Origin of the sequence: Proteus hauseri, from assembly GCF_040139125.1 — a bacterium.
Taxonomy (GTDB): domain Bacteria; phylum Pseudomonadota; class Gammaproteobacteria; order Enterobacterales; family Enterobacteriaceae; genus Proteus; species Proteus hauseri_B.
In genome coordinates, this window is record NZ_JBEEUB010000006.1 from 34,328 (window position 1) to 58,449 (window position 24,122).

Annotated in this window: 21 protein-coding genes and 4 tRNA genes; 17 read left to right on the forward strand and 8 right to left on the reverse strand. The window is 39.3% G+C overall.

Annotated features, from left to right (window positions below; genetic code table 11):
- Positions 1–221 precede the first annotated feature (221 nt).
- The 5 genes from ABN099_RS11115 (at position 222) to ABN099_RS11135 (ending at position 2,034) form a co-directional block, all read left to right on the forward strand.
- Positions 222–298: transfer RNA gene (locus tag ABN099_RS11115), tRNA-Arg, on the forward strand.
- Positions 299–364: 66 nt separating this feature from the next.
- A tRNA-His gene (locus ABN099_RS11120) sits at positions 365–440 on the forward strand.
- Between the two features lie 22 nt (positions 441–462).
- A tRNA-Leu gene (locus ABN099_RS11125) sits at positions 463–549 on the forward strand.
- A gap of 27 nt (positions 550–576) precedes the next feature.
- Positions 577–653: transfer RNA gene (locus tag ABN099_RS11130), tRNA-Pro, on the forward strand.
- A gap of 1,060 nt (positions 654–1,713) precedes the next feature.
- Complete coding sequence (locus tag ABN099_RS11135) at positions 1,714–2,034, forward strand: hypothetical protein (RefSeq protein ID WP_349463842.1); 321 nt, start codon at positions 1,714–1,716, stop codon at positions 2,032–2,034.
- A gap of 55 nt (positions 2,035–2,089) precedes the next feature.
- Here ABN099_RS11135 and hemY read toward each other — a convergent pair whose 3' ends face one another.
- The 4 genes from hemY to hemC are packed head-to-tail and all read right to left on the reverse strand — an operon-like array spanning position 2,090 to position 6,270.
- On the reverse strand, positions 2,090–3,310 hold the full coding sequence (gene hemY, locus ABN099_RS11140) for a protoheme IX biogenesis protein HemY (RefSeq protein WP_349463843.1): 1,221 nt from the start codon (positions 3,308–3,310) through the stop codon (positions 2,090–2,092).
- Positions 3,311–3,314: 4 nt separating this feature from the next.
- The gene (gene hemX, locus ABN099_RS11145) at positions 3,315–4,574 is read right to left on the reverse strand and encodes a uroporphyrinogen-III C-methyltransferase (RefSeq protein ID WP_349463844.1); all 1,260 of its coding nucleotides are present in this window, start codon (positions 4,572–4,574) and stop codon (positions 3,315–3,317) included.
- A 20-nt stretch (positions 4,575–4,594) separates the two neighbouring features.
- On the reverse strand, positions 4,595–5,332 hold the full coding sequence (gene hemD / locus ABN099_RS11150) for a uroporphyrinogen-III synthase (RefSeq protein WP_349463846.1): 738 nt from the start codon (positions 5,330–5,332) through the stop codon (positions 4,595–4,597).
- Complete coding sequence (hemC, locus tag ABN099_RS11155; RefSeq protein ID WP_349463847.1) at positions 5,329–6,270, reverse strand: hydroxymethylbilane synthase; 942 nt, start codon at positions 6,268–6,270, stop codon at positions 5,329–5,331. The genes hemD and hemC overlap by 4 nt, the downstream gene beginning before the upstream one ends.
- Before the next feature lie 1,009 nt (positions 6,271–7,279).
- Between hemC and ABN099_RS11160 the strand changes: the two genes are divergently transcribed.
- Positions 7,280–9,880 (forward strand): class I adenylate cyclase, encoded by a 2,601-nt coding sequence (locus ABN099_RS11160; RefSeq protein ID WP_349463848.1) that lies wholly within the window; start codon positions 7,280–7,282, stop codon positions 9,878–9,880.
- An 84-nt stretch (positions 9,881–9,964) separates the two neighbouring features.
- On the opposite strand, the gene cyaY is transcribed toward ABN099_RS11160, so the two are convergent.
- Positions 9,965–10,282 carry an iron donor protein CyaY gene (gene cyaY / locus ABN099_RS11165; protein WP_349463849.1) on the reverse strand — a complete coding sequence of 106 codons (318 nt, stop codon included), beginning with the start codon at positions 10,280–10,282 and terminating at the stop codon, positions 9,965–9,967.
- A 79-nt stretch (positions 10,283–10,361) separates the two neighbouring features.
- On the opposite strand from cyaY, the gene lptM reads away from it, so the two are divergent.
- The 7 genes from lptM (at position 10,362) to ABN099_RS11200 (ending at position 16,615) form a co-directional block, all read left to right on the forward strand.
- A complete protein-coding gene (gene lptM, locus ABN099_RS11170; protein WP_074379330.1) occupies positions 10,362–10,529 on the forward strand; it encodes an LPS translocon maturation chaperone LptM in 168 nt (55 codons plus the stop codon).
- A 40-nt stretch (positions 10,530–10,569) separates the two neighbouring features.
- Positions 10,570–11,394: a diaminopimelate epimerase gene (gene dapF, locus ABN099_RS11175; protein WP_349463850.1), complete on the forward strand. Its 825-nt coding sequence runs from the start codon at positions 10,570–10,572 to the stop codon at positions 11,392–11,394.
- 25 nt (positions 11,395–11,419) lie between these two features.
- On the forward strand, positions 11,420–12,130 hold the full coding sequence (locus tag ABN099_RS11180) for a DUF484 domain-containing protein (RefSeq protein ID WP_349463852.1): 711 nt from the start codon (positions 11,420–11,422) through the stop codon (positions 12,128–12,130).
- Positions 12,127–13,050 carry a tyrosine recombinase XerC gene (xerC, locus tag ABN099_RS11185; RefSeq protein ID WP_349463853.1) on the forward strand — a complete coding sequence of 308 codons (924 nt, stop codon included), beginning with the start codon at positions 12,127–12,129 and terminating at the stop codon, positions 13,048–13,050. The genes ABN099_RS11180 and xerC overlap by 4 nt, the downstream gene beginning before the upstream one ends.
- A complete protein-coding gene (gene yigB / locus ABN099_RS11190) occupies positions 13,050–13,766 on the forward strand; it encodes a 5-amino-6-(5-phospho-D-ribitylamino)uracil phosphatase YigB (RefSeq protein ID WP_349463855.1) in 717 nt (238 codons plus the stop codon). Before xerC ends, yigB begins: the two co-directional genes overlap by 1 nt.
- 134 nt (positions 13,767–13,900) lie before the next feature.
- Entirely contained in the window at positions 13,901–16,057 is a 2,157-nt protein-coding gene (uvrD, locus tag ABN099_RS11195; protein ID WP_349463856.1) for a DNA helicase II, read from the forward strand.
- 144 nt (positions 16,058–16,201) lie between these two features.
- Positions 16,202–16,615 carry a hypothetical protein gene (locus tag ABN099_RS11200; RefSeq protein ID WP_349463857.1) on the forward strand — a complete coding sequence of 138 codons (414 nt, stop codon included), beginning with the start codon at positions 16,202–16,204 and terminating at the stop codon, positions 16,613–16,615.
- Between the two features lie 11 nt (positions 16,616–16,626).
- Here the strand turns inward: ABN099_RS11200 and rarD are convergent, their stop codons facing one another.
- Together rarD and ABN099_RS11210 are read right to left on the reverse strand one after the other, a co-directional pair.
- The gene (gene rarD, locus ABN099_RS11205) at positions 16,627–17,520 is read right to left on the reverse strand and encodes an EamA family transporter RarD (RefSeq protein ID WP_349463858.1); all 894 of its coding nucleotides are present in this window, start codon (positions 17,518–17,520) and stop codon (positions 16,627–16,629) included.
- Between the two features lie 133 nt (positions 17,521–17,653).
- Positions 17,654–18,121 carry a thioesterase family protein gene (locus ABN099_RS11210; RefSeq protein WP_349463859.1) on the reverse strand — a complete coding sequence of 156 codons (468 nt, stop codon included), beginning with the start codon at positions 18,119–18,121 and terminating at the stop codon, positions 17,654–17,656.
- A 234-nt stretch (positions 18,122–18,355) separates the two neighbouring features.
- On the opposite strand from ABN099_RS11210, the gene pldA reads away from it, so the two are divergent.
- From pldA to yigL, 4 genes are all read left to right on the forward strand, one after another.
- Positions 18,356–19,231: a phospholipase A gene (gene pldA / locus ABN099_RS11215; RefSeq protein ID WP_349463860.1), complete on the forward strand. Its 876-nt coding sequence runs from the start codon at positions 18,356–18,358 to the stop codon at positions 19,229–19,231.
- A gap of 108 nt (positions 19,232–19,339) precedes the next feature.
- Positions 19,340–21,169: an ATP-dependent DNA helicase RecQ gene (gene recQ / locus ABN099_RS11220; protein ID WP_349463861.1), complete on the forward strand. Its 1,830-nt coding sequence runs from the start codon at positions 19,340–19,342 to the stop codon at positions 21,167–21,169.
- A gap of 17 nt (positions 21,170–21,186) precedes the next feature.
- Complete coding sequence (pldB, locus tag ABN099_RS11225; protein WP_349463862.1) at positions 21,187–22,191, forward strand: lysophospholipase L2; 1,005 nt, start codon at positions 21,187–21,189, stop codon at positions 22,189–22,191.
- Positions 22,192–22,203: 12 nt separating this feature from the next.
- Positions 22,204–23,004, forward strand: coding sequence for a sugar/pyridoxal phosphate phosphatase YigL (gene yigL, locus ABN099_RS11230; RefSeq protein ID WP_349463863.1), 801 nt, complete (start codon positions 22,204–22,206; stop codon positions 23,002–23,004).
- A 93-nt stretch (positions 23,005–23,097) separates the two neighbouring features.
- Here yigL and ABN099_RS11235 read toward each other — a convergent pair whose 3' ends face one another.
- Positions 23,098–24,114, reverse strand: a complete 1,017-nt coding sequence (locus ABN099_RS11235; protein WP_349463864.1) for a fimbrial protein — start codon at positions 24,112–24,114, stop codon at positions 23,098–23,100.
- Positions 24,115–24,122: the final 8 nt, after the last annotated feature.

A 24,122-nucleotide genomic window follows, 5' to 3' on the forward strand; every position in this document is an offset into this window, starting at 1 on the left:
GAAAGCTAGTTTCTATTAGTTTGAATGCATTAATATAGAAATAAATGTATTTAACTAGCATCTGGGTTGTTTAATTATTATACTGATGGGGCGTTGAACGAGTAAAAACGCTCCATTTATCGACGAAATGCACAAACTATCGTCAAACAAACTTTTTTTTTCAAAAAGCACTAGACAGACAGTGTGTAAATCCGTACTATCCTCTCCCGCAACGGCGTGAAGCGCCCGTAGCTCAGCTGGATAGAGCGCTGCCCTCCGGAGGCAGAGGTCTCAGGTTCGAATCCTGTCGGGCGCGCCAATAAAAAGCGTGCTAAGAGTTACGGTGAAGAACGTTGTTGTAGAAGTAAATAAGATAGCTGTTATGGTGGCTATAGCTCAGTTGGTAGAGCCCTGGATTGTGATTCCAGTTGTCGTGGGTTCGAGTCCCATTAGCCACCCCATCTTATCTTAGTTTCTGTTTATGCGAGGGTGGCGGAATTGGTAGACGCGCTAGCTTCAGGTGTTAGTGTCCTTACGGACGTGGGGGTTCAAGTCCCCCCCTTCGCACCATAAACAAGATAAGAACAGTGATTCAGACGGCGAGTAGCGCAGCCTGGTAGCGCAACTGGTTTGGGACCAGTGGGTCGGAGGTTCGAATCCTCTCTCGCCGACCATTAAGAGAAAGCCCCGATTTTATCGGGGCTTTTTCGCATCTGCAGTTTGTACCTTATCATGGTGTTACTTCTCCTTTATACCCCATCCAATATCTATCTCCTTATCTGTACTGATAAAATACGCGTGTTAACTTTAGCGACAAAATCTGTGATGTGCATATTTGATTTTTAAACGATCCGCTATTTTGGTAAAGGATAGATCCTCACTTTTTTTTCTATATATTTATTGCTACTTATTGACGATGAGAGGCGCCTTTTTTGTGCCATATTATCTTTATCACTTAAGCGTTATTAATAATTTACTTTATCGCCATATATCACACTTCAAATAAGGATGAGTATTAAATATTAAGTTACATACCATAACTATATGAATAATAATAATTTTATTTAAGTTGTCGGTAAATGCCAACAGTAGGCTATTTTAATGTCTCCAATAGGAGACATTTAACATCATGATTATAAAGCATTAAATTATCAGGTGGGCTTTGTTGTCGTGGAAAAGAGACGAATACGAGACCTTATTTTTTGTTTTCCATTTAACAATAGGGTAATGAAATTATTAATAGAGCCTCTTTTGTCATTAAAAATGAGTAAAGGCAAATAGGGTTGTCAAAATTCAGTAAGTTAGCTTTTCTAAATCAGAAAATTTATTGTATGAACTAAACAAAGAAAACTTGGCACACTAAATGCATTATTTAGTTTGTAGATGCTCATTCCACTTCTTATGACAGCAATGGCTTCATAAACCCAGGAATGATGCAGAGCCGATTATCGGTGCCTACGTCCACGTTATCGATGAACATCATTCATCATCAACAGGACGAAACGTTGAGTGAGGCACCATCCGTCTGTAGACCTGATTGTATATTTATGCACCTGTATTTTTTATACAGGTGTTTTTTTTGCTTATTTTTTACCATGGATGCTATTTTTGCGTCCGTATGACAAGTTTGTAGTCCTATTTTCATCAGCTTCAAATAGTAAACTTCCTTCTTTGTATTCATAGAATTATCGGGCTATTATCCCTTGGCAATAAATTGTCGGAGATAGCATTACAATGAGCTACAAACAAGATGCACGCCTTGCAGAAGAACGACTATTCCTTATTGAGAAATTTGGTCCTTTACTGTTTTTTCTGATCCCATTAATTATATTGATTATCGGTGGAAAGGCATGGGCTAGTTATGTGCTATTGCTTTGTCAGGGAATTACTATTGTCTATATCGGTGTTTTTTATCGGGCACGAAAAGCTTATTTAGCTTATAACCAAGAAAATGCTAAAGGCGTGCCAAGCCGTTTTTATCGTATTGCGTGGGGATATGTTTTATTGGCGGTTTGCGTTGAAATTGTTTTACTGTTTCTAGCGTGGCTATCATAAAGACAAAACCCCTCAAATAAGAGAGGGGCTTAGGTATTTATTAGGATTAAATCGACTATTTACTTTTTTGAGGCTCTTCAAAAATAACAGAGTCTTTTTTCAAGGTCATTAATAGCGCATCTTTACGTACTTTCGCCGACTCTTCAGGCTTTTTCTGCTTATCTAACGCATCAGCAAGCCATGCAAAATCATGTACATCAGGACGCTGTTTTAATGCGTTGCGAAAAGCCGCTTCAGCTTCTACCCATTTACCTTGCTGCATCGAAATTTGTCCCAATGTACTGTTAAGCAGTGGTGTTGGTCCATGTTGCTTAATCAGTGCGTTGAGTACTTTTAATATTACGTTGGCATCGGTATTTTTTAGACGAGGAAGCAATAAAATCAAGCGTTCATCATAGTGGCGTTTAATACCGTCTAGGATGATCGTTTGAGCTGTATTAGGATCATTACATTCAATCAGATGTTCAGCAAGTACAACTCGTAATGCATTATCGTGCTGAATTTTGCGAGATTGCGCTTTCCACCAATTTTTCAGTCCATCACAGCCGCTTTCAGACATTTTCTGACCCATAATGCCGATATAAGCATTTTGGCGCAATTGGTTTAATTCATCATCGTTATGTAATGCAATTTTTTGCATTGAAGGAATGATATCTAATAGTGCTTGCCAAGCTGCCGTGCGGACATAGGCGGTTTCAGCTAAACGCAATACTTCTGGGTGACGAGGTGCTTGATTTAACAGCTCATCGACACCTGTACGTGCAGCGTGATCCTCATTTTGCGCTAATAAGATACGCACTCGAGTAATATCAACAGGTAATTGGTTGGTGTCTGCTAACTCACTTGCACGTTCAAGATATTGTTGAACGCGAAATTCATCGCCTCGTTGTTGAGCGGCTTCGGCAGCTAGAAGATAGTTTACAACAGGCTGCTCTGCATAATCGGCATTACGGCTCATCAGTTTTTCAACTTGTTTAAAATCACCTTCTGCTAATTTCATTAACGCCATACTGGTCTGTTTACGTGCGCGATTGCGTCGACGAAATGAGAACCAGCTATAGGCTTTTGAACCCGTACCAATAAAGCGGCGGTAACTCCAACCAATAAGTAATAAAGCCAATTGAAGTAAAATAAACATGATAACTACGCTGGTAACACTGGTTTCAATATCCCAGTCGTCGGTCTGTATAAGAACATAACCTTGATGACCAGCGAGTATTGGACCAAAAATAACGCCAGCAATTAGTACCACAAAAAGGAGTAATACTTTTAACATGCGCTTATTCTCCCTGTGGTGTTACAGTTTCTGCTGTTGCACTATCAGTCACTGTATCAGTTGCAGCATCTGCTGCCGGATTCTCAGGCTCTACAATTTGAGCATCTTGTGCTTCTTGTGCCTCAATTGCTTCTGGTTGCGTATATTCATTTTGAGTGAGTAGATTACGAATTTGTTTTTCAACACGTTTTTCTAACAGCGTCGGGCTTTTTAGCTCTGTTGGCATTGCTAATGTAATTGGCTGTTTTTCAAGTGCAGATACCGTATCTAGAAACGCGGTTGTATTCGGATCTGTGGTATCAAAGTAAGAACGAACCCATGTGGATACCGCCTCAAGTGACTGTTGATAAATTTCACTTTGATGGCGAGGAACGGCTTGAGAAGCGATTAATAGACGTGAACGAATATTTTCACGTAAATAGATATCTTGGTTTGGTGCTAATAAAGGAACGGCTGTTGTATCTCGACGACGAATGGTAATAAAGTCATCCATAAAGCTTTTCCAGCTCTTACTGAGGTTTTGCTTCCAGTCAGAAAGTGAACCAGAAATGGCTTCATCATTTTTATCCATTGGTGCACCATTACGTTCAAAACCAGATAAACGTAAATTATCAACCTGATTAGCTAATTGATTTAGTTGTAAAATAATACCGTCGTTGTCAATTTTAGTTAATGCAGCAAGGTTACCAATATCTTCATTAATAGCACGACGAATGTCCAATAAACTTGGGTCATTCATTTCAGCTAAGCTGCTGTCTGCGCCTTTTAATAAGCTTACGGCTGTGACAACATCTTGATCATTCCAAAGTTTACGACCTGCCATTTTGACCATAAAATCAGCTTGTGCAAGTAACCAACTTTTTACGTCAGCACTAGAAATTGCTGCAAATCGTGTTTGGAGATCTTGAAGTTGGCGCTCTGTAATTTGTCGCTCACTTTGTAGCTTATCAATAGTGATTTTTTGTGAATTAAACATACTATCGATATTATCAAAACGTTGCTGATATGCGTTTTGTAATTGCTGAAGCTGAGCTAGTTCTGTTTTAAGTGATTGGTTTTCATCACTTAAGCGTAATGCTTGCTGGTTGGTGTAAGAATAAAGTCCACCGCCAATTGCTAAAATAACGATAATCGCAACAGCACTACCAATTAGACCTGAACGTTTGTTATTAACAGGTTTAACTTCCTGATAGCGGACATCTTCATCAGCCTTTGATGCACCTTTTTGCAAGTCATTTTCGTTGATATTTTTCTGTTCCGTCATATCGGCGTCTCATTTAGGTTCTATATTAATGCACGAAATAAAGCATCATTGTTGGCACTATCTGCAACGGTGATATTTTTCCACCCTAGTGCTTCTGCTATTGTTGCTAATCGTTCACTTACAACAATCAAATGGCAGTGTAACAGCCATGCTTTTTTAGGTTTAGTGACCAACTCAAAAAGTTGTTGCAACATTTCGCCACTTGTCACTACAAGAGTATCAATCTGGGCGTTTTCCCATTGAGCGCTAAATGTCTCTGATGAGTAATCAATAAATAGACGTTGATAGCACTCACACTCATCAACTATCGCACCTCGCTGGCGTAGCACGGTGGCAAGTAAATCTCTGCCTCCATTGCCCCTAAGCAGTAAAATCCGCTTATTTTGTACCTGATGGAGGGCGGGTAGTGTGAGCAAATCTTCGCTGGTCTCTCCCTGTTCAGGATAACTAACAGTAATACCACTTAAACTTTGAAACTTACTTGCCGTACTCGGACCTATTCCATAATAGAATAGCGTATCTGGCCATGATTGTTGTAATTGATTTAGCTGCCAGTTCGCGTATGACACCGCATTTTTAGAAAGAAGAAAAAGGCAATCACCCGACCGAAGCTTATTCAGCTTAGTCTCTAATAAAGGTAGCTCTCGACCTGCTGCTATCTCTATTAAAGGAGCTTGAAACGCTTTTTTCCCTGCATTATTTAAGCGTTGTGCTAACGCTTGTCCTGCGGGATTTGGGCGAGTGATTAAGATACTCATTTAGGTGCATTGCCTTGGTATACGGCAGTTAAAATTTCGCGCGCGCCTTTATCTAGTAACTCTTCAGCAAGAGAAATACCTGCTTTTTCAGCTTCTTCTGGTGCGATTAAGCGCTCTCCTTGTAAGATAGTTTCACCATCAGGTGAGCCAACCAGTGCACGTAGCCAAATTTTATCGTCTTGCCAGATGGCATAACTACCGATAGGAACCTGACAACCGCCTTCAAGGCGAGTATTCATGGCACGTTCTGCTCTTACGCAGATATCTGTACGAGTATGGTTTAATGCGGTTAATAAATTGCGTGTTTCATGGTCGTCTAAACGACATTCAATACCCACAGCACCTTGTCCTACAGCGGGTAAAGATTGCTCTGCTGACAAAGGCGAGCGAATACGCTGTGCAAGATTAAGACGTTTTAGCCCCGCAACGGCAAGAATAATAGCATCATAGTCACCATTATCTAATTTACTTAAACGTGTACCTACGTTGCCACGTAAGTCTCGGATAATAAGATCTGGGCGCTGTGCTTTTAATTGACATTGGCGGCGTAGGCTTGAAGTACCAACAATGCTGCCTGCTGGAAGTGTATCCAGAGAGTCATAATGGTTAGAAACAAAGGCATCGCGAGGATCTTCACGTTCACAAATGGTGACAAGTCCTAAGCCTTCAGGAAAGTCGATAGGCACATCTTTCATGGAGTGAACGGCAATATCAGCGCGAGATCCCAGCAAAGCTAACTCTAACTCTTTAACGAATAATCCTTTACCTCCAACTTTTGCCAATGGGGTATCTAAAATGATGTCACCTTTAGTGACCATCGGTACCAGTTCGACCACTAAACTTGGATGAGCAAGTTGTAGTTGTTCTTTTACATAAAGAGCCTGCCACATAGCAAGAGGGCTTTGGCGGGTTGCAATACGGATGGTACTTTTTGACATAATAGTATTATCTTCCGAGCGATTAGCGATATTTTTGTTTATAAATAAAGCTTTGTTTTAACATTTTAACGCGCATTTTTCCAGTTAAGGGATCTGGCGTGAGATTTTTCATACAAAAAAAAAGCCTTCAGTTGAAAGAAAGATGAAACAGATAAAGAGAGCAAAAAAAATTAAATATAAGAAAAAAACAAAGAGAGTATTTATCATTTCTCTTATTTTATATTTAAGTTTTTTTATACCTTTATAAAAAATGTGGTCATTTACAAATTTGAAACAATTAATGATAGTTGTTAACGTGTTTTTTGAATGGTGAAGATAAACGAGATAGATATCACTGAACGTGTTGATAAAGCGAAAATAATTCTATTTTGTGATCTGTTTTTTTATTTAGTGATAAAATATAAAGGCATGATAAAATTTAACAAAAAAGTATTCTAATAAACAATTAAAGAAATTATAAAAAATAAAATAGATATTTATTTATTTTTAGAATAACTAATGAATTAAATTTATTTTTACTCGATTTATATTTTTTATTTTTATTAAAAATAATCTTATATTTTATATGAAAAATAAAAATATAGGACTTAATAATCTATTATTTATAATAATCAATGGGTTGTGTTTTTTTTTGCCGATTACCATTTTTTTATATTTTGTCAGGTTTTTTTTTAGTTTGTTATCATCAGGAAAACAGGGTCTTTTTGCCAGGTTAACGGTGGATTGAGGGTAAATTCCAACATTTATTTGTATAACTAAATCACGCTATCATTATGATTATAATAATATTATTTGACTCGCTTTAAACGATTTAGCCGTTAAATATCTTTTTTAGATCTTGGTGCTATATATTTAGTTCCTCTTTACGCTTTGCTTGCAAGGTGTTAAATTGATCACGTTTCCGAGATTTTGTTAGTAAAGTTTTATCTATTAATAATTGAATAATTTGATCTCGGTGATTTATAAACTCAGATTCTACTATCTTCTTAGTATTGTTCAGGCGAAACTCTTGTATCTTTATATTGAAACACTGAAGCAACGGCTGGATGCGATTAATCAACTCAGACTGGAACGAGCTTTTGCATCGATGGGTGATGTTTTTAAACAGGTCTATGGTTTAATCCCTGTTTTACTGCATTATCACCATCCTGAGTTACCTGGTTATATTCAGGGAAATGTGCCTCATGGTACCTGTTTCTTTGAACCTGATGACGTGCAACGTCAATGGACAACCAATCTGGTTAACGCATTATGTGATGAGCCAATGAATGGATACGCCAGCGGAGAACTGCCAATTACTGGCATCTATTCGATGGGGAGTACCTCTTCTATTGGGCAAAGTCACAACTCTGATATCGATATTTGGGTCTGTCATCAATCTTGGCTGGATCAGGATGAGCGTGTGCTTTTACAACGCAAGTGTCAGCTGATTGAGCTGTGGGCAGGTAAACTAGGTATTGACGTTACGTTTTTTCTTATTGATGAGAATAGATTTCGTCATCATGCAAGTGGCAGCCTTGGTGGAGAAGATTGCGGCTCGACTCAGCATATCCTTTTATTGGATGAGTTCTATCGTACTGCGGTGCGTTTAGCGGGTAAACGCTTGCTATGGGCAATGGTGCCAGTAGAAGAAGAGCACCATTATGATGAATATGTTATCTCTCTTTATGCTCAAGGTGTTTTAACACCCAATGAGTGGCTAGATTTGGGGGGATTAGGTGAGCTTTCTGCTGAAGAATATTTCGGTGCAAGTTTATGGCAGCTTTATAAAAGCGTCGATTCACCTTACAAAGCCGTACTAAAAAGTATTTTATTAGAAGCCTATTCTGCGGATTATCCGAATGGGAAATTGCTGGCATTAGAAATGAAGCAACATCTACATCGTGGTGAAATTGTGAACTACGGTTTAGATGCTTATTGTATGATGCTTGAGCGAGTCACTCGCTATTTGGTTTCTATTAATGATTTAACCCGCCTTGATCTTATCCGACGTTGTTTCTACCTCAAAGTCTGTGAAAAATTATCTAACCAAAAAACAGAAAATGAACCAATTGGGTGGAGACGACAAGTATTATCTCAGTTAGTAACACAATGGCAGTGGGATAATGAGCGTTTAACCATACTGGATAACCGAGATGGCTGGAAAATAGAGCGAGTGCGTGATGCACATAACGAGCTATTAGATACGATGATGCAAAGCTATCGTAACCTTATTCGTTTCGCTCGTCGTAATAACTTAAGTGTAAGCGCTAGCCCTCAGGATATTGGCGTATTAACACGTAAACTTTATGCCGCATTTGAAGCTTTACCGGGTAAGGTTACTTTGGTTAATCCGCAGATATCACCTGATTTATCAGAACCTCACTTGACCTTTATTTATGTTCCTCTAGGTCGCGCTAATCGCAGTGGTTGGTATCTTTATAATCGTGCGCCAGATTTTGCCAATATCGTAGGACATCAGCCTTTAGAATATAACCGCTACTTAAATAAATTAGTTGCATGGTCTTATTTTAATGGGCTTTTGACTAGCCGTTCTAAAGTCTATATTCATCAAGGTGAATCTTCTTGTGATGAAATTAAACTTCACGAATTAGTTAGAGATATGTCTGGGCATTTTCCAATACGCTTGCCAGCACCAACGCCAAAAGCATTATATAGTCCTTGTGAAATTAGACATTTGGCTATCATTGTTAATTTAGAGACTGATCCAACAGAGAGTTTTTCTGATCAAGTGGTTCACTTTGATTTTAGAAAACTGGATGTATTTAGTTTTGGTGAAAAAGAGCAATGTCTTATTGGCAGTATTGATTTGTTGTATCGTAATTCATGGAATGAAGTAAGAACGCTGCACTTTAGTGGCACTCAATCGATGTTGGAATCGTTAAAAACTATTTTAGGTAAAATGCATCAAGATGCAGCGCCTCCAGCCTCTGTTGAAGTGTTGTGTTATAGCCAACATCTACGTGGTTTAATTCGTACTCGTGTTCAGCAGTTGGTTTCTGAGTGTGTTGAATTACGTTTATCAACGAATCGGTTAGAGCCAGGGCGTTTTAAAGCGTTACGTATTGCAGGGCAAACATGGGGGTTGTTTTTTGAACGCCTCAATGTGTCTGTGCAGAAATTAGAAAATGCCATTGAATTCTATGGTGCAATCTCTTACAACAAATTACATGGATTACCCGTTAAGTTAGACAAAGATGCTCGTTATTTACCTGCAGTGATCGATGGTTTTGCTTGTGAAGGGATTATTCAGTTCTTCTTTGAAACGACTGAAGATAATAATGTCTTTAATATCTATATCTTAGATGAAGCAAATAGAGTCGAAATTTATTCTCATTGCGAAGGGAGTAAAGAAGACTTAGTGAAGGATGTAAGCCGCTTCTATTCATCGTCTCATGACCGATTCACTTATGGCTCAAGTTTTATTAACTTCAATTTGCCGCAGTTTTATCAAATCGTGAAAGTAGAAGGATTAACACAAGTGTTGCCTTTTGCGGGTGGATCTTTTGGTCGATTAAGTGAGCTGGGTAAAGAAGATGATTATCCTAAAGATATTATCTCTGTTGAATCTCATGCCTTTAACGATTATCAGGCAGTACAACACACTTAAGTGTTCACCTGATAAGATAAATAGCAGGTAAAAAACGAACAGGAGCTGATTAAGGCTCCTGTTTTTATTGCATTAATGTATCAACTAAAATGAAAATGTTTCACCGCTTTGTTCGGTGATTGCTTTTGCCAGCATTGTTAAGAATTCACCACCACTTCTATCACAAATCCATTGGCTATTTTTCCAATCAAAATGATAGCCGCCAGAACGTGTTGCTAACCAAACCTGATGAAACGCTTCTTGGCGATTGATAATAATTTTACTATTATTTTCAAAGGTTAATGTCATAACGCCGCCATTGATTTCACAATCAATATCCGCATCACCTTCATAGTCGTCGATAGTTTGTTCTATTACTGACATCAATTCATCAGCTAATTGGTGAAATTCACTGTCGTTCATCTTCATTTCCTATTTGCTTTTCGAGATCTAACTGCGATTATAGAGGATATTAATCAAATTAATGACAGGCAGATCTCGAATGAAAACGTATTTACGTTGCACTCTTGCTATAATAACACTGATTTCTCTTTCTGGTTGTGGCTTGAAAGGCCCTCTTTACTTCCCTCCTGAAGATACTCAGGCAAAAATGACGCAGTCATCCCAGCCAACCCAGCAAGTTGAGAGCACCTCAACTCAGAGTAATTAGTCAATATTAGGAACGGTACACCGTTTCAGGCAGGGGCAAAATGCAATTTTCAAAAATGCATGGTCTTGGCAACGACTTTATGGTGGTTGATGCCGTGACTCAAAATGTTTATTTTTCACCAGAACTGATTTGTCGGTTAGCGAATCGACACACGGGCGTCGGTTTTGATCAGCTTTTAGTCGTTGAAGCACCTTATGATCCTGAACTTGATTTCCATTATCGCATTTTTAATGCTGATGGAAGTGAAGTAGCACAATGTGGTAATGGTGCGCGTTGTTTTGCTCGCTTTGTCCGATTAAAAGGGCTCACTAACAAACGAGAAATAAAAGTGAGTACACAATCAGGCAGAATGACCCTACATGTTATGGATAATGACGATATTTGCGTCAATATGGGTGAGCCCGAATTTGATCCACAAAAAGTTCCTTTTCGTGCACAAAAGGCAGAAAAGACCTATATTATCAGGGCAATGGAACGCACAGTGTTATGTGGAGTCGTTTCTATGGGAAATCCACATTGTGTTATTCAGGTTGATGATATTCAAACCGCAGAAGTTGAATTATTGGGACCTGTATTAGAACTACATGAACGTTTTCCTGAGCGTGCTAATATAGGTTTTATGCAAATTGTAGATAAAAACACGCTTCATTTACGCGTCTTTGAACGTGGTGTCGGTGAAACTAAAGCCTGTGGAAGTGGGGCTTGTGCTGCTGTTGCGATAGGTATTTCACAAGGCTTACTTGATAAACGAGTAAACGTGACATTACCAGGCGGCTCACTGCTAATTGAGTGGAAAGGTACTGGAAATCCGCTTTATATGACAGGCTCTGCGACGCATATTTATGATGGGATCATTCAGCTATAATATTATTTTTTAAGAGGTTATCTGTATGACGGATAAAAATGAGCAGTTTTGTTACCCAGAAAAGAACGAATTAAGTGATCAACAGGTCATTCGTTATCTTAGGGAGCACCCTGGTTTTTTTATCCGTAATGCCAGCTATATTGAGCAAATGCAGGTTCCTCACCCAGTGAGAGGCACTGTTTCATTGGTTGAATGGATTATGTCTCGCCAACGTAATCGTATTCATTATCTTGAAGAAGATATGCGGCTGTTAATAGAGCAAGCTTCAGAGAATGAATCACTGTTTAGCCAGCTCTTACTGCTTATCTCTGAGTTATCGAGTAGTTCTTCTCTTAATGAGATGCTAGAGCGCTTAAATCTTTGGGCTAAAGATTTAGGGCTTTATTCTGTTCAATTGCGCTTATTTACCGATCGCTGGCAATTACATCCTCCTCTAGATGCACAAGATCTCGCTCTGTCACGTCAATCTTTTGAACATTTTCGTATTCAGCACATGGGTGATGATAATCACTATTTAGGTACATTAAATGGGCAAGAGATGATGCTGTTAATGCCAAATGTGCGTCGCTCAGGCTCTGTTGCACTCTCTTTGCTAGGACATTATGGCGATTTAGGGGTGATAATTTTTAATAGCCGCGATAATCAACATTTCCAGCAAGGTATGGGAACCGTTATGCTTGATAAACTTGCTCACTTATTGCCTGAATTATTAATACGTTGGGTTGCAAGGCAATGAGTAATTTAGTGGAGATACCTGAAACGCTCTCGTTACCTTATGAGCAATTTCTGCGTTATATCCAAGTGGAACGACGATTAAGCCCTGTTACTATAGAAAATTATCAGCGCCAACTCAGTGCATTAGCTCAAATGATGGTAGAGATGAATATCATTGAGTGGTCATCGCTAGAAAGCCAACATGTACGTATGCTCTTAGCTAAAAGCCATCGTAGTGGATTACAGGCAACAAGCTTAGCTTTACGTTTTTCCGCGTTACGTAGTTTTCTAGATTGGCAAGTTGCTCAAGGGATGTTAACGGTTAACTCCGCTAAGGGGATTCGCACCCCGAAATCCGGTCGTCATCTGCCTAAAAATATGGATGTTGATGAAGTCAACCAATTGATGAACATCGACTTAAAAGATCCCCTCTCTGTTAGAGATAGAACCATGCTAGAAGTGATGTATGGTGCAGGATTACGTTTATCAGAACTTACGGGATTAAATATTACCGATATCGATCTTAACGAAGGCGAAGTTCGCGTATTAGGTAAGGGAAGTAAAGAGCGAAAAGTACCACTAGGGCGTATGGCAATTGAGTGGCTACAACACTGGTATCCAATGAGAGATCTTTATGATCCTGAAGATAAAGCCGTGTTTATCTCGACTAAAAGTGGCAAACGTTTATCAGTACGTAGTGTGCAAAAACGCTTTGAACTTTGGGGGGTTCGCCAAGGCTTAAGTAGCCATGTTAACCCTCATAAGTTACGCCACTCTTTTGCAACTCATTTACTTGAGTCAAGCGGCGATTTACGTGCAGTACAAGAGTTATTAGGGCACGCTAATTTATCGACTACACAAGTTTATACGCACTTAGATTTCCAACATTTATCTAAAGTGTACGATGCTGCTCATCCTAGAGCTAAGAGAGAAAAATCATAATGCACTTTTATCGAACACTGACGCCCATTGCAGCGATGACTTTCGATCTTGATGATACGTTGTATGACAACGTGCCAGTTATGGATAGAACGGAAAAAGAGACACTCACGTTTATTCGTCACTATGATATGCGTTTTAATGATTTCACTGCACAAGACGTTAATGCGTATAAAAAACCGCTTTTAGCGCAAGATCCAAATATTCTCCACGATATTACGCATTGGCGATGGTTAGCTGCTAAAAATATGCTGTTGGCTTATGGCTATAATGAAGCAAAAGCGAATCAAGGTGCCGATGAAATTATGGCGCACTTTGCTTATTGGCGTAGCCGGATTACGGTTCCTAGCAATACCCATCAAGTACTCAGCGAGTTAGCACAAAAAATGCCACTAGTGGCGATAACAAATGGTAATGCTAATCCACTAAGTTGTGGTTTAGGGCAATATTTTTCTCATATTTTAAAGGCTGGACCTGATGGTCGCTCTAAGCCTTATCCTGATATGTTTGATAAAGCGGCGACGTTGCTAAATTTGCCTCATCAACAGATCTTGCATGTGGGTGATCATCTTGTGACGGATGTTGAAGGTGCCATTCGCAGTGGGTTACAAGCTTGCTGGATTAACCTTGATAACCGTAGTCTGTTTCAAGATGGCGAAGCTAGAGTGATGCCACATGTTGAAATCACAGCTTTAACTAAGCTGACAGAATTAATCTAAGATAAGTGCTAGGTTAAAATAACCTTTACATAGGCTTTACTTTGCACAGGGCGTAAAATCCTGTTAGTTTGTTGCATATTAATTATTTCTGTATATATCCACAGTATTTTTTCTTCACTAAATGATTGGTAATTATGGACGTCTCATCTCTGCTAGAAGGCCTTAACGATAAACAGCGTGAAGCTGTTGCGGCACCTCGAACAAATATGTTGGTGCTGGCAGGTGCGGGTAGTGGTAAAACCCGAGTGCTGGTACATCGTATTGCTTGGTTATTATCAGTTGAACAGGCGTCTCCATTCTCAATTATGGCGGTGACCTTTACCAATAAAGCGGCAGCAGAAATGCGCCATCGCATCGAAGATTTAATTGGTACAAGCCAAGGTGGTATGTGGATAGGGACTTTTCATAGCCTTGCGCACCGCTTATTACGCGCTCATTACCTTGATGCTGGATTACCGCAAGATTTTCAAATTATCGACAGTGATGACCAATATCGCTTAATTCGTCGTATTGTAAAATCAATGAATCTTGATGATAAACAGTGGCCCGCACGACAAGGCACATGGTATATCAATGGTAAAAAAGATGAAGGATTGCGCCCTCAACATATTCAAACGTATGGTAATCCCGTTGAAACCACATGGTTAAAAGTTTATCAGGCTTATCAAGAAGCTTGTGATCGTGCTGGATTAGTCGATTTTGCTGAGCTTTTATTGCGTGCCCATGAGCTTTGGTTAAACAAACCACAAATTCTAGAGCATTATCAAAACCGATTTACCAACGTATTAGTTGATGAGTTTCAAGATACTAACCACATTCAGTATGCCTGGATAAGAATGCTAGCGGGTCAAACCGGCAAAGTAATGATTGTGGGTGATGATGACCAATCGATTTATGGTTGGCGTGGCGCACAAGTCGAAAATATCCAAAACTTTTTAAATGAATTTCCTGGTGCTGAGACTATACGTCTAGAGCAAAATTATCGCTCGACCAGCAATATTCTAAAAGCAGCCAATGCTTTAATTTCTAATAACAGTGATAGGTTAGGTAAAAGCCTGTGGACTGAGGGAATTGAAGGCGAGCCAATCTCTCTTTATTGCGCCTTTAATGATTTAGATGAAGCGCGTTATGTTGTTGGGCGTATTAAACGTTGGCAAGAAGAGGGCGGTGCACTTTCTGACTGCGCTATCCTTTATCGTAGTAATGCCCAATCTCGTATAATGGAAGAGGCGTTATTACAAGCTGCAATGCCTTATCGTATTTATGGTGGTCAACGCTTCTTTGAACGCCAAGAGATCAAAGATGCGCTCTCTTATATGCGATTAACAGCTAATCGTCATGATGATGCTTCTTTTGAACGCGTTGTGAATACACCTACGCGCGGTATTGGCGACAGAACCCTAGATATTGTTCGACAAGTGGCAAAAGATAACCAAATCACTTTATGGGAAAGTGCATTACAGGTTATTGAGCATAAAATGTTAGCGGGCAGAGCAACCGCAGCAATACAGCGCTTTTTAGAGCTAATTGAAACCTTAGCGTCTGAAACATCTGACATGCCACTACATGTTCAAACGGACCGTATTATTCGTGACTCCGGTTTAAAAGCGATGTATGAGCAAGAGAAAGGTGAAAAAGCACAGGCTCGTATCGAAAACCTTGAAGAGTTAGTGACGGCAACACGTCAATTTAGCTATCAAGATGAAGATGAAGATCTTATGCCTCTGCAAGCTTTTCTTTCTCATGCCGCGCTTGAGTCAGGCGAAAGTCAGGCAGATGCTTATCAAGATGCGGTTCAACTAATGACGTTGCACTCGGCAAAAGGGCTTGAGTTTTCACAAGTCTTTATCGTCGGTGTTGAAGAGGGCATGTTCCCAAGTCAAATGTCGTTAGATGAAGGTGGACGTTTAGAAGAAGAGCGTCGTTTAGCTTATGTTGGTGTGACGCGAGCAATGAAAAAGCTAACACTAACTTACGCTGAGAATCGTCGATTATATGGCAAAGAAGTGAGCCATCGACCTTCTCGTTTTATTGGTGAATTACCTAAAGAGTGCGTGGAAGAGGTTCGTTTAAGAGCCACTGTTTCACGTCCTGTCAATCATCAACGATTAGGTACACCTATTATAAGTAACGATTCTGGTTATTCTCTCGGTCAGCGAGTTAAACATCCTAAATTTGGTGCAGGCACAATTATTAATATTGAAGGCAGCGGTGAGCACTGTCGCTTACAAATTGCATTCCAAGGTGAAGGAATTAAATGGCTGGTGGCCGCGTTTGCTCGATTAGAGTAAATCATTTTCACTTTGTATTATTAGTGTAAGTATCAAAAATAAACCTCTATTTACCTCAGTGGTAGATAGGGGCTTTTTTTTGCGGTCATAGGGCGATAGTTGGCAAATAATTCCTGAGTAAACTTCTATTTAGGATATTAATTTATGAAAATAGCACCTCTATCGTATTACTATTCTTATAATTTAGACACAGTAAATTCATTAAATAAAACAACGAAATACCGACAAATTGTGGTTGAATCAGTCGAGGACTCAATATCAACAGACGCGTTATCTCCACTCCCCATCAAACAGGATTTTTATCGTCCCTCTGAATTAAACAGTGAAGAAGACACCTATATTAGACAATTACAGCGCCAACGTAATTTTGTACCCCAAGTAAATCTATTTAATATAGTTTGGCAACGTAGTGTTCGTGTTTTTAACTCACCTGTTTTTTTAATAAAGAGAACGTACCGCTATGTCGAAGAGATGGCGCGTAGTTCATTACTGAAATCAGATAAGAAAAAGCAGCTCTCTTCCGCCTTTATTGCCATAGGCAATTCGACGGAAGAGTAAAAACGAGGTAATTAAGAACGTCTTAGTCGGCGTTGTGTGTATAACGCATCTAATGTAAACAGAATAAGCGCAACCCAAATAAAGCCAAAGGTGATCAAACGCTCTGAGTCAATACTTTCGCCATAAACCATTGTTGCGAGAATAAACATTAACGTTGGACCAATATATTGGAAAAAGCCCAATGTAGATAAGCGCAAGTGTTGAGCTGCTTCTGTAAATAACAGGAGTGGGATCGTAGTGATAACACCTGCAGCAATCAGCAATGTATTTAATGACCAACTGTTTTCCATCATATTGCTGGTTGGTGAATGGGTGAAAAATAGAATGTATATTAAAGCAATAGGGAATAACCAAAGGGTTTCAATGGTCATGCCAGTTTGTGCATCAACACCTAATTTTTTACGTAGTAATCCATAAAGACCAAATGTCACAGCAAGACTTAGCCCGATAACAGGCACAGAGCCAAATTGCCACAACTGGATTAGGACACCAGTAAAGGCTAATCCAACGGCAATCCACTGCATACGACGAAAACGCTCACCTAAGAAGAGCATGCCAAAAAGTACGTTAACAAGTGGGTTGATAAAATAACCAAGGCTGGCTTCTAACATAAATCCGTGGTTTACCGCCCAAATATAAATTAGCCAGTTACTCGCTATTATTACGGCAGTCAACGCTAAGAGTAATATTTTTTTAGGTTGACGGATAAGTTGACGTAAATAAGGCCAATGACGGCTTGCCGTCATTAAGATCAACATAAAAAAGAAAGACCACAAGATACGGTGTGTCAGGATCTCTTCTGCGGGCACTTCTTGAATGCTTTTAAAATAGACAGGGGCAATACCCCAGATAAAATAGGCACCTAAGGCACATAAGACGCCTTTCATCGTGTTTTTCTGGCTCATGCTATCTCTGGAATTGATGGAAAGGAAAATTGTGACGGGGTTATCATACCCAATGACATCTCTAATGTGTCATTAGGTATACATTTTTACAAGTAATTAATAACATTCCAAACATCTCAGTACACCATCACCTTTAGCCAACAATATAAGTTGCTGTACCACTTGCTATATGAACTTGTTTTTCATTGTGCAATTCAACACGAGCGACGGAAACTTTGTTGCCACTGCGTAAAATATGGCTACTTGCAGTAAAGATTTCTCCATGCCCTGGGCGTAAATAATCGACACGTAAATCAATAGTACCCATTTTAGCGAGTTTTTGCTGGAGCTGCTCTTGGGATATTGGCGCTAACCGTGTTAAGGCATTGCCCACACAAACAAGCCCTGCACTTACATCTAGAACAGCGGCAATCATACCGCCATGTAATATACGTTGGGCAATATTACCAACCAGTTTGTCTTGATAGCGAAATTGAATATCTGCGTAATCTTGCTCAAAACGGACAAGTTCTAAACCAATAAGTTGATTGAATGGCATTTTATACACAAAGACATGACCGATTAAAGCTTGCGCTTCTTCTAGTGTTAACTGCTTTTCCATTTTTAGCCCTCTTAGTATTACACTATCAACGTTAATATAATGTTAATAATACATGACGAAAAGGTAATTTCCTATTCGTGCTATAAATATAATGACGCTAAAATATACGAGATTTAATGGAAATTACGTGTAAAATATGGAAACTTAAGTGTAATAAATCGCATTTATAAGATTTGAGTAGTCAGTTAGTGCTAACTCCTTCTCTTATTTATCAATAACACAGGATAATTAACTATGCGTTACATCCGTTCTTTGCTTGCGGTGATTTTATGCTATCCAGCATGGGGAACAGCGTCAGAAGCATTGACTTCTTTTTCTCCTACACCGCTTGTTCAGGGCAGTATTATTTCTGGTTTATTGCAAGAATATGATTCTCCTTTTGTGCTTTATCCCTATGAATCAAACTATATTATCTATACAAAAACCTCTGATATGAATAAAGAGGCTATCGCAAGTTATGATTGGGGTGATAAAGCCAAAAAAGATGAAGTGAAATTTCAGTTAAGCCTTGCTTTTCCACTTTGGCGTGGCATCGCGGGTGATAATTCAGTATTAGCAGCATCTTATACTCAACGCTCTTGGTGGCAATTAAGTAATAAGAAAGAGTCTGCTCCTTTTCGTGAAACCAACTATGAGCCACAACTCTTTTTAGGTTGGGTAACTGATTACCGTTTTGCTGGTTGGACATTGCGCGAAATAGAGACTGGTTTTAATCACGAATCAAATGGTCGTTCTGATCCTACCTCGCGTAGCTGGAATCGTGTTTATGCCCGTTTTATGGCACAAAAGGGAAATTTCCAACTCGATTTAAAACCATGGTATCGGTTTAGTGAAAGTGCCCAGAATGATGATAATCCAGAAATTAACCGTTATATGGGCTATTACCGTTTAAAAGCGGGTTATCAATTAGGTGATAGTGTCATAACTGCAACGGGGCGATATAACTGGAACAGTGGTTATGGTGCTGCTGAATTAGGTTGGAGCTACCCGATTACTAAACATGTGCGTTTTTACACTCAGTTATTTAGTGGTTATGGCGAGTCAATGATTGATTATGACTTTCGTCAGACACGTATTGGTGTTGGTGTGATGCTTAATGATATGCTGTAATTTTCCTCGTTCTGGGGTAGCATAGTTCTACAAATGATGATGGCACCCAACTGGTGCCTTTTCTTTTACTCCTCATCATAGTTTTAATCAGCTTTTCAGAGGAACGGTGTGTCCACAGCAGAAGTTCTTAACTCAATGCCATCAGCTCAGATAATTTTGCGTGATACCTTTGGTTATCAACAATTTCGCCCTGGCCAGCAAGAAATTATCGATACTATTACTACAGGGCGTGACTGTTTAGTTGTTATGCCAACGGGTGGTGGAAAGTCCCTTTGTTATCAAATTCCAGCGCTTTTGCTTGATGGGCTCACTGTCGTTGTTTCACCCCTAATTTCATTGATGAAAGATCAGGTCGATCAGCTTTGCCTTCATGGTGTTGAGGCGGCATATCTCAACTCAACACAAACACGCGAAGAACAATTCAATGTACAAAAGCGTTGTCAACAAGGTGAAATAAAACTGCTCTATATTGCTCCTGAACGTTTAATGATGGAGAGCTTTCTTCATAATTTAGTACAGTGGCAACCCGCATTATTAGCGGTAGATGAAGCGCACTGTATTTCACAGTGGGGGCACGATTTCCGCCCTGAATATCGAGGTATTGGTCTATTACGTCAATATCTCCCAGATGTTCCTATTATTGCGTTAACTGCTACTGCTGATAACACAACACGTTACGATATAATCAATCAGCTTGTATTGCGTTCACCTTTAGTTCACGTCAGCAGTTTTGATAGACCCAATATCCGCTACACTTTGGTTGAAAAATACAAACCATTAGACCAACTTTGGCTATTTATTCGCGGTCAAAAAGGTAAGTCAGGCATTATTTACTGTAATAGTCGTAGCAAAGTTGAAGAAACAGCAGAACGACTGAGCAAACGAGGTTTAAGTGTTGCGGCATATCATGCTGGAATGGAAATCGTTGAACGTGCAAAAGTGCAGGATGCTTTTCAGCGTGATGATCTGCAAATCGTCGTAGCAACAGTGGCTTTTGGTATGGGTATTAATAAGCCTAATGTCCGTTTTGTCGTACATTTTGATATCCCTCGTAATATTGAATCTTACTACCAAGAGACAGGACGAGCGGGACGAGATGGTTTACCTGCTGAAGCAGTATTATTTTACGATCCTGCGGATATGGCATGGCTACGTCGTTGCTTAGATGAAAAACCTGAAAGTGACCAAAAGGCGATAGAAACCCATAAGCTAAATGCAATGGGTGCTTTTGCTGAAGCTCAAACTTGCCGACGTTTAGTGCTATTAAATTATTTTGATGAACATCGCCAAGATGCTTGTGGAAACTGTGATATTTGTCTTGATCCTCCTAAACAGTATGATGGTTTAGTCGATGCACAAAAAGCATTGTCTTGTATCTATCGAACAGGACAGCACTTTGGTATTGGGTATATTGTTGAGGTATTGAGAGGTGCGAATAACCAACGTATTCGTGATACTGCTCATGACACATTACCTGTTTATGGTATTGGAAAAGAGCAAAGCCATGAACACTGGGTAAGCGTTATTCGCCAATTAATTCATTTAGGAATGGTGACACAGAATATTATTCACCGTTCTGCATTGCAATTAACAGAAACGGCAAGACCTATTTTACGGGGCGAAATTCCGTTGCAATTAGCCGTACCTAGACTGTTAAGTCCAACAAAGGGACGTAATCAGCAAACAAAACACAGCCATAGGCAGTACGATAGAAAACTATTTGCGAAATTGCGTAAATTACGTAAATCTATTGCTGATGAAGAGAATATTCCGCCATTTGTGGTGTTTAACGATGTCACTCTTATTGAAATGGCAGAGCAGTGCCCGGTTTATCCTAATGAGCTGTTATTAATTAATGGTGTAGGACAACGGAAACTAGAACGTTTTGGTCCCGCTTTTATGACGCTAATCCGCGACCATATTGAGGGTTTTGAATAACGAAGTGAGGAGAGCCTATGAAAACCACTCTTTTTAAATACATGTGGTTATCACGTGAAAAGCAATTTTCTGCTTTTACGAATGGCGCCTTATTAGATTTTTGGAACCAGCGTCAAGAAGGTGAGTTTGTTGGTATCGATGGCATTATGATACGTTATGTTTATTGGCGGTCACCTTCGCACAATAAAGCCCTAGTTATTGCTTCAGGGCGTAGTGAAAGTTATGTAAAGTACCCTGAAGTTGCCTTTGATTTTTTTCATGTGGGTTATGATGTTTTTCTCCTTGATCATCGTGGACAAGGTCGTTCTGGTCGAATGCTCGATGATCCTCAAAAAGGACATGTAGAAAAATTTAGTGACTATATTGATGATTTTTCGACTTTTATCGATAGCGTAGTGTTGCCTTATCAATATAAACATTACTTTGCTTTAGCTCACTCAATGGGTGGTGCAATATTAGCAGGGTATCTTCTACGAAAACCCAATATCTTTAAAGCAGCAGCACTCTGTGCACCTATGTTTGGTATTAATTTACCCATACCTCGCTGGGTTGCTAATTTTTTGGTCAGCCGAGCAGAGCAGAATTTATCAGATAGAAATAACTATGCGGCATCAACGGGGAAGTGGTTTCCATTACCGTTTATTCTGAATGTGTTAACGCATAGCCATGAAAGATACCGTCGTTATTTACGTTATTACGCTGATTTCCCTGAGTTACGATTAGGTGGTCCCACATATCATTGGATGGGGGAAAGCTTACAAACAGGAAATTGGTTGATAGAACATGCGGGAGAGATTAATACCCCTTTATTAGTACTAGAAGCCGAGCAAGATAAAGTGGTAGATAATCGGGAGTTAAGGGCTTTCTGTGAACAGTATAGTCAGTCCAGAACAAGAGAAGAAAAGCAAAAACTGCCACTGGTGATTGAGGGTGCGCATCATGAAATCTTGTTCGAAATAGATAAGCTACGCTCACAAGCATTAAGTGAAATTTGTGAGTTTTATGATAAGCATTTATTTTAATCAGGAATGTGTATGTATTCGATAGTCGCTTCAGATCTTGATGGCACATTGTTATCACCCAATCATTTATTAACTCCCTATACTCAAGAAACTTTGCACTTGCTTATTAACAAAGGGGTGCACTTTGTTTTTGCAACAGGACGTCATCATGTTGATGTCGCACAGATCCGTGATGGATTAGGCATTAACGCTTATATGATAACGTCTAATGGTGCGAGAGTTCACAATACTCATGGTGACCTGATTTTTAGCCAAGATCTTGAACCTGAGATAGCTTACGACCTTTCATTAATGGTATTTGATCATCCAGAAGTTGAAACCAACATCTATAGTGGTGATTACTGGTATATCAATAAAGAAACACCTGAATTTTGTGAGTTTTTTCAAGAGTCTGTATTTAATTATAAATTATTTGGTAAAACGGCTTTTCCAACCACTGATGTTTGTAAGGTCTTTTTCACCTCACAAAATCATGATTTGTTATTAAAGCTAGAAAATGAAATTAACCAGCGCTGGGGCGATAAAGTTAATGTAAGTTTCTCACTGCGTAGTTGCTTAGAAGTTATGGCTGGTGGTGTATCAAAAGGTGAAGCATTAGAGAAAGTTGCCGAGTTGATGCAGCACACCATTCATGATGCTATTGCATTTGGTGATGGCATGAATGATAAAGAGATGCTGAAAATGGCAGGTAAGGGCTGTATTATGCAAAATGCTCATCAAATGCTAAAAGACCTGCTACCTCATATGGAAGTGATTGGCTCTAACGTGGATGATGCAGTTCCTCACTATTTACGTAAACTCTACCAAGTTTAATTGTTCTTTTGCGTTAGCATGTCATAAATTAATAAGGCAGAATTGATATTCTGCCTTATTAAAATCAAATGGTTAGCCAATCATCAACTAAGATTAGTGATATTGCATGGTGAATTGCAATGTACCGTCTGCTTTACCTGCTTTTGTTGTATCTGATGTTTGAATATAGCCGGCTTCTAGCGGAATTGAATAATGACCTGCGCTATTATTTCTTTCGCTAATAGTCATTAATTGCCCCAGCTTAATCGGCTGATTTTGATACTTAACTTGTATGCCATAACCTTTTGCCGTATTGGTGTCGTTGGCATTATTTAAGACTATCGTACCTGCTGCTTGGTTATCAGTAGCACCATCAAATCTAATTTTAATCGGTGATACTGGGTCACAACTCAAATCAATACTAAAGCCATTAATACTGTCAGGGCTAACAGAGCCAACGCCATTAAAACTGGATTTTGCAACTGATCCCATAGGGACATTAATATTGTTATTCACGACATCACAACCACTTGAAATAATGGTTAATGGTGCGAGATTAATTTTCGGCTCAATATTTCCATAATAGTCACGGGTAATAAAACCATTATTATATAAAATTAACATCGCTACCCATGTATTAGGTATTGTTTGTGATTTAACATTGTCACGTAGTTTATACAGCGTCATTTTTAGTGATACGCTATAATTACTACGACTCAAAAGTGATGAGCAAATAAGACGATTACTGTAGTTACCATCAATATTTTGCTGACCATCAACATAAGCAGATCCACTACAACCACCACTGATAGTGCCATGCAATGTATAGCCGATACCGCTAGAACCTAGCTCCTTAACATAAGCGCCACCCACTTTAGGACTAGAAGCTGATAAACTACCTGGTAAATAGATCCCAGGTCTAACAGCGCCAGTTGTATTCCACCATGTCCATGCATACATTGAACCTAAATCGATAGTCGCAAGTTCTGTTAATATTGGTGCGCTTCTTGATACATAAATAGGTGTTGTGTAACTTACTGTTTTTGTTGTTAAATCAGCTCTAAACTCTGCAAGGCTGGTTGATGTATACAAAAGAGCAGACAGACAACCTAGCGTTATATACTTATTCATATCTATCA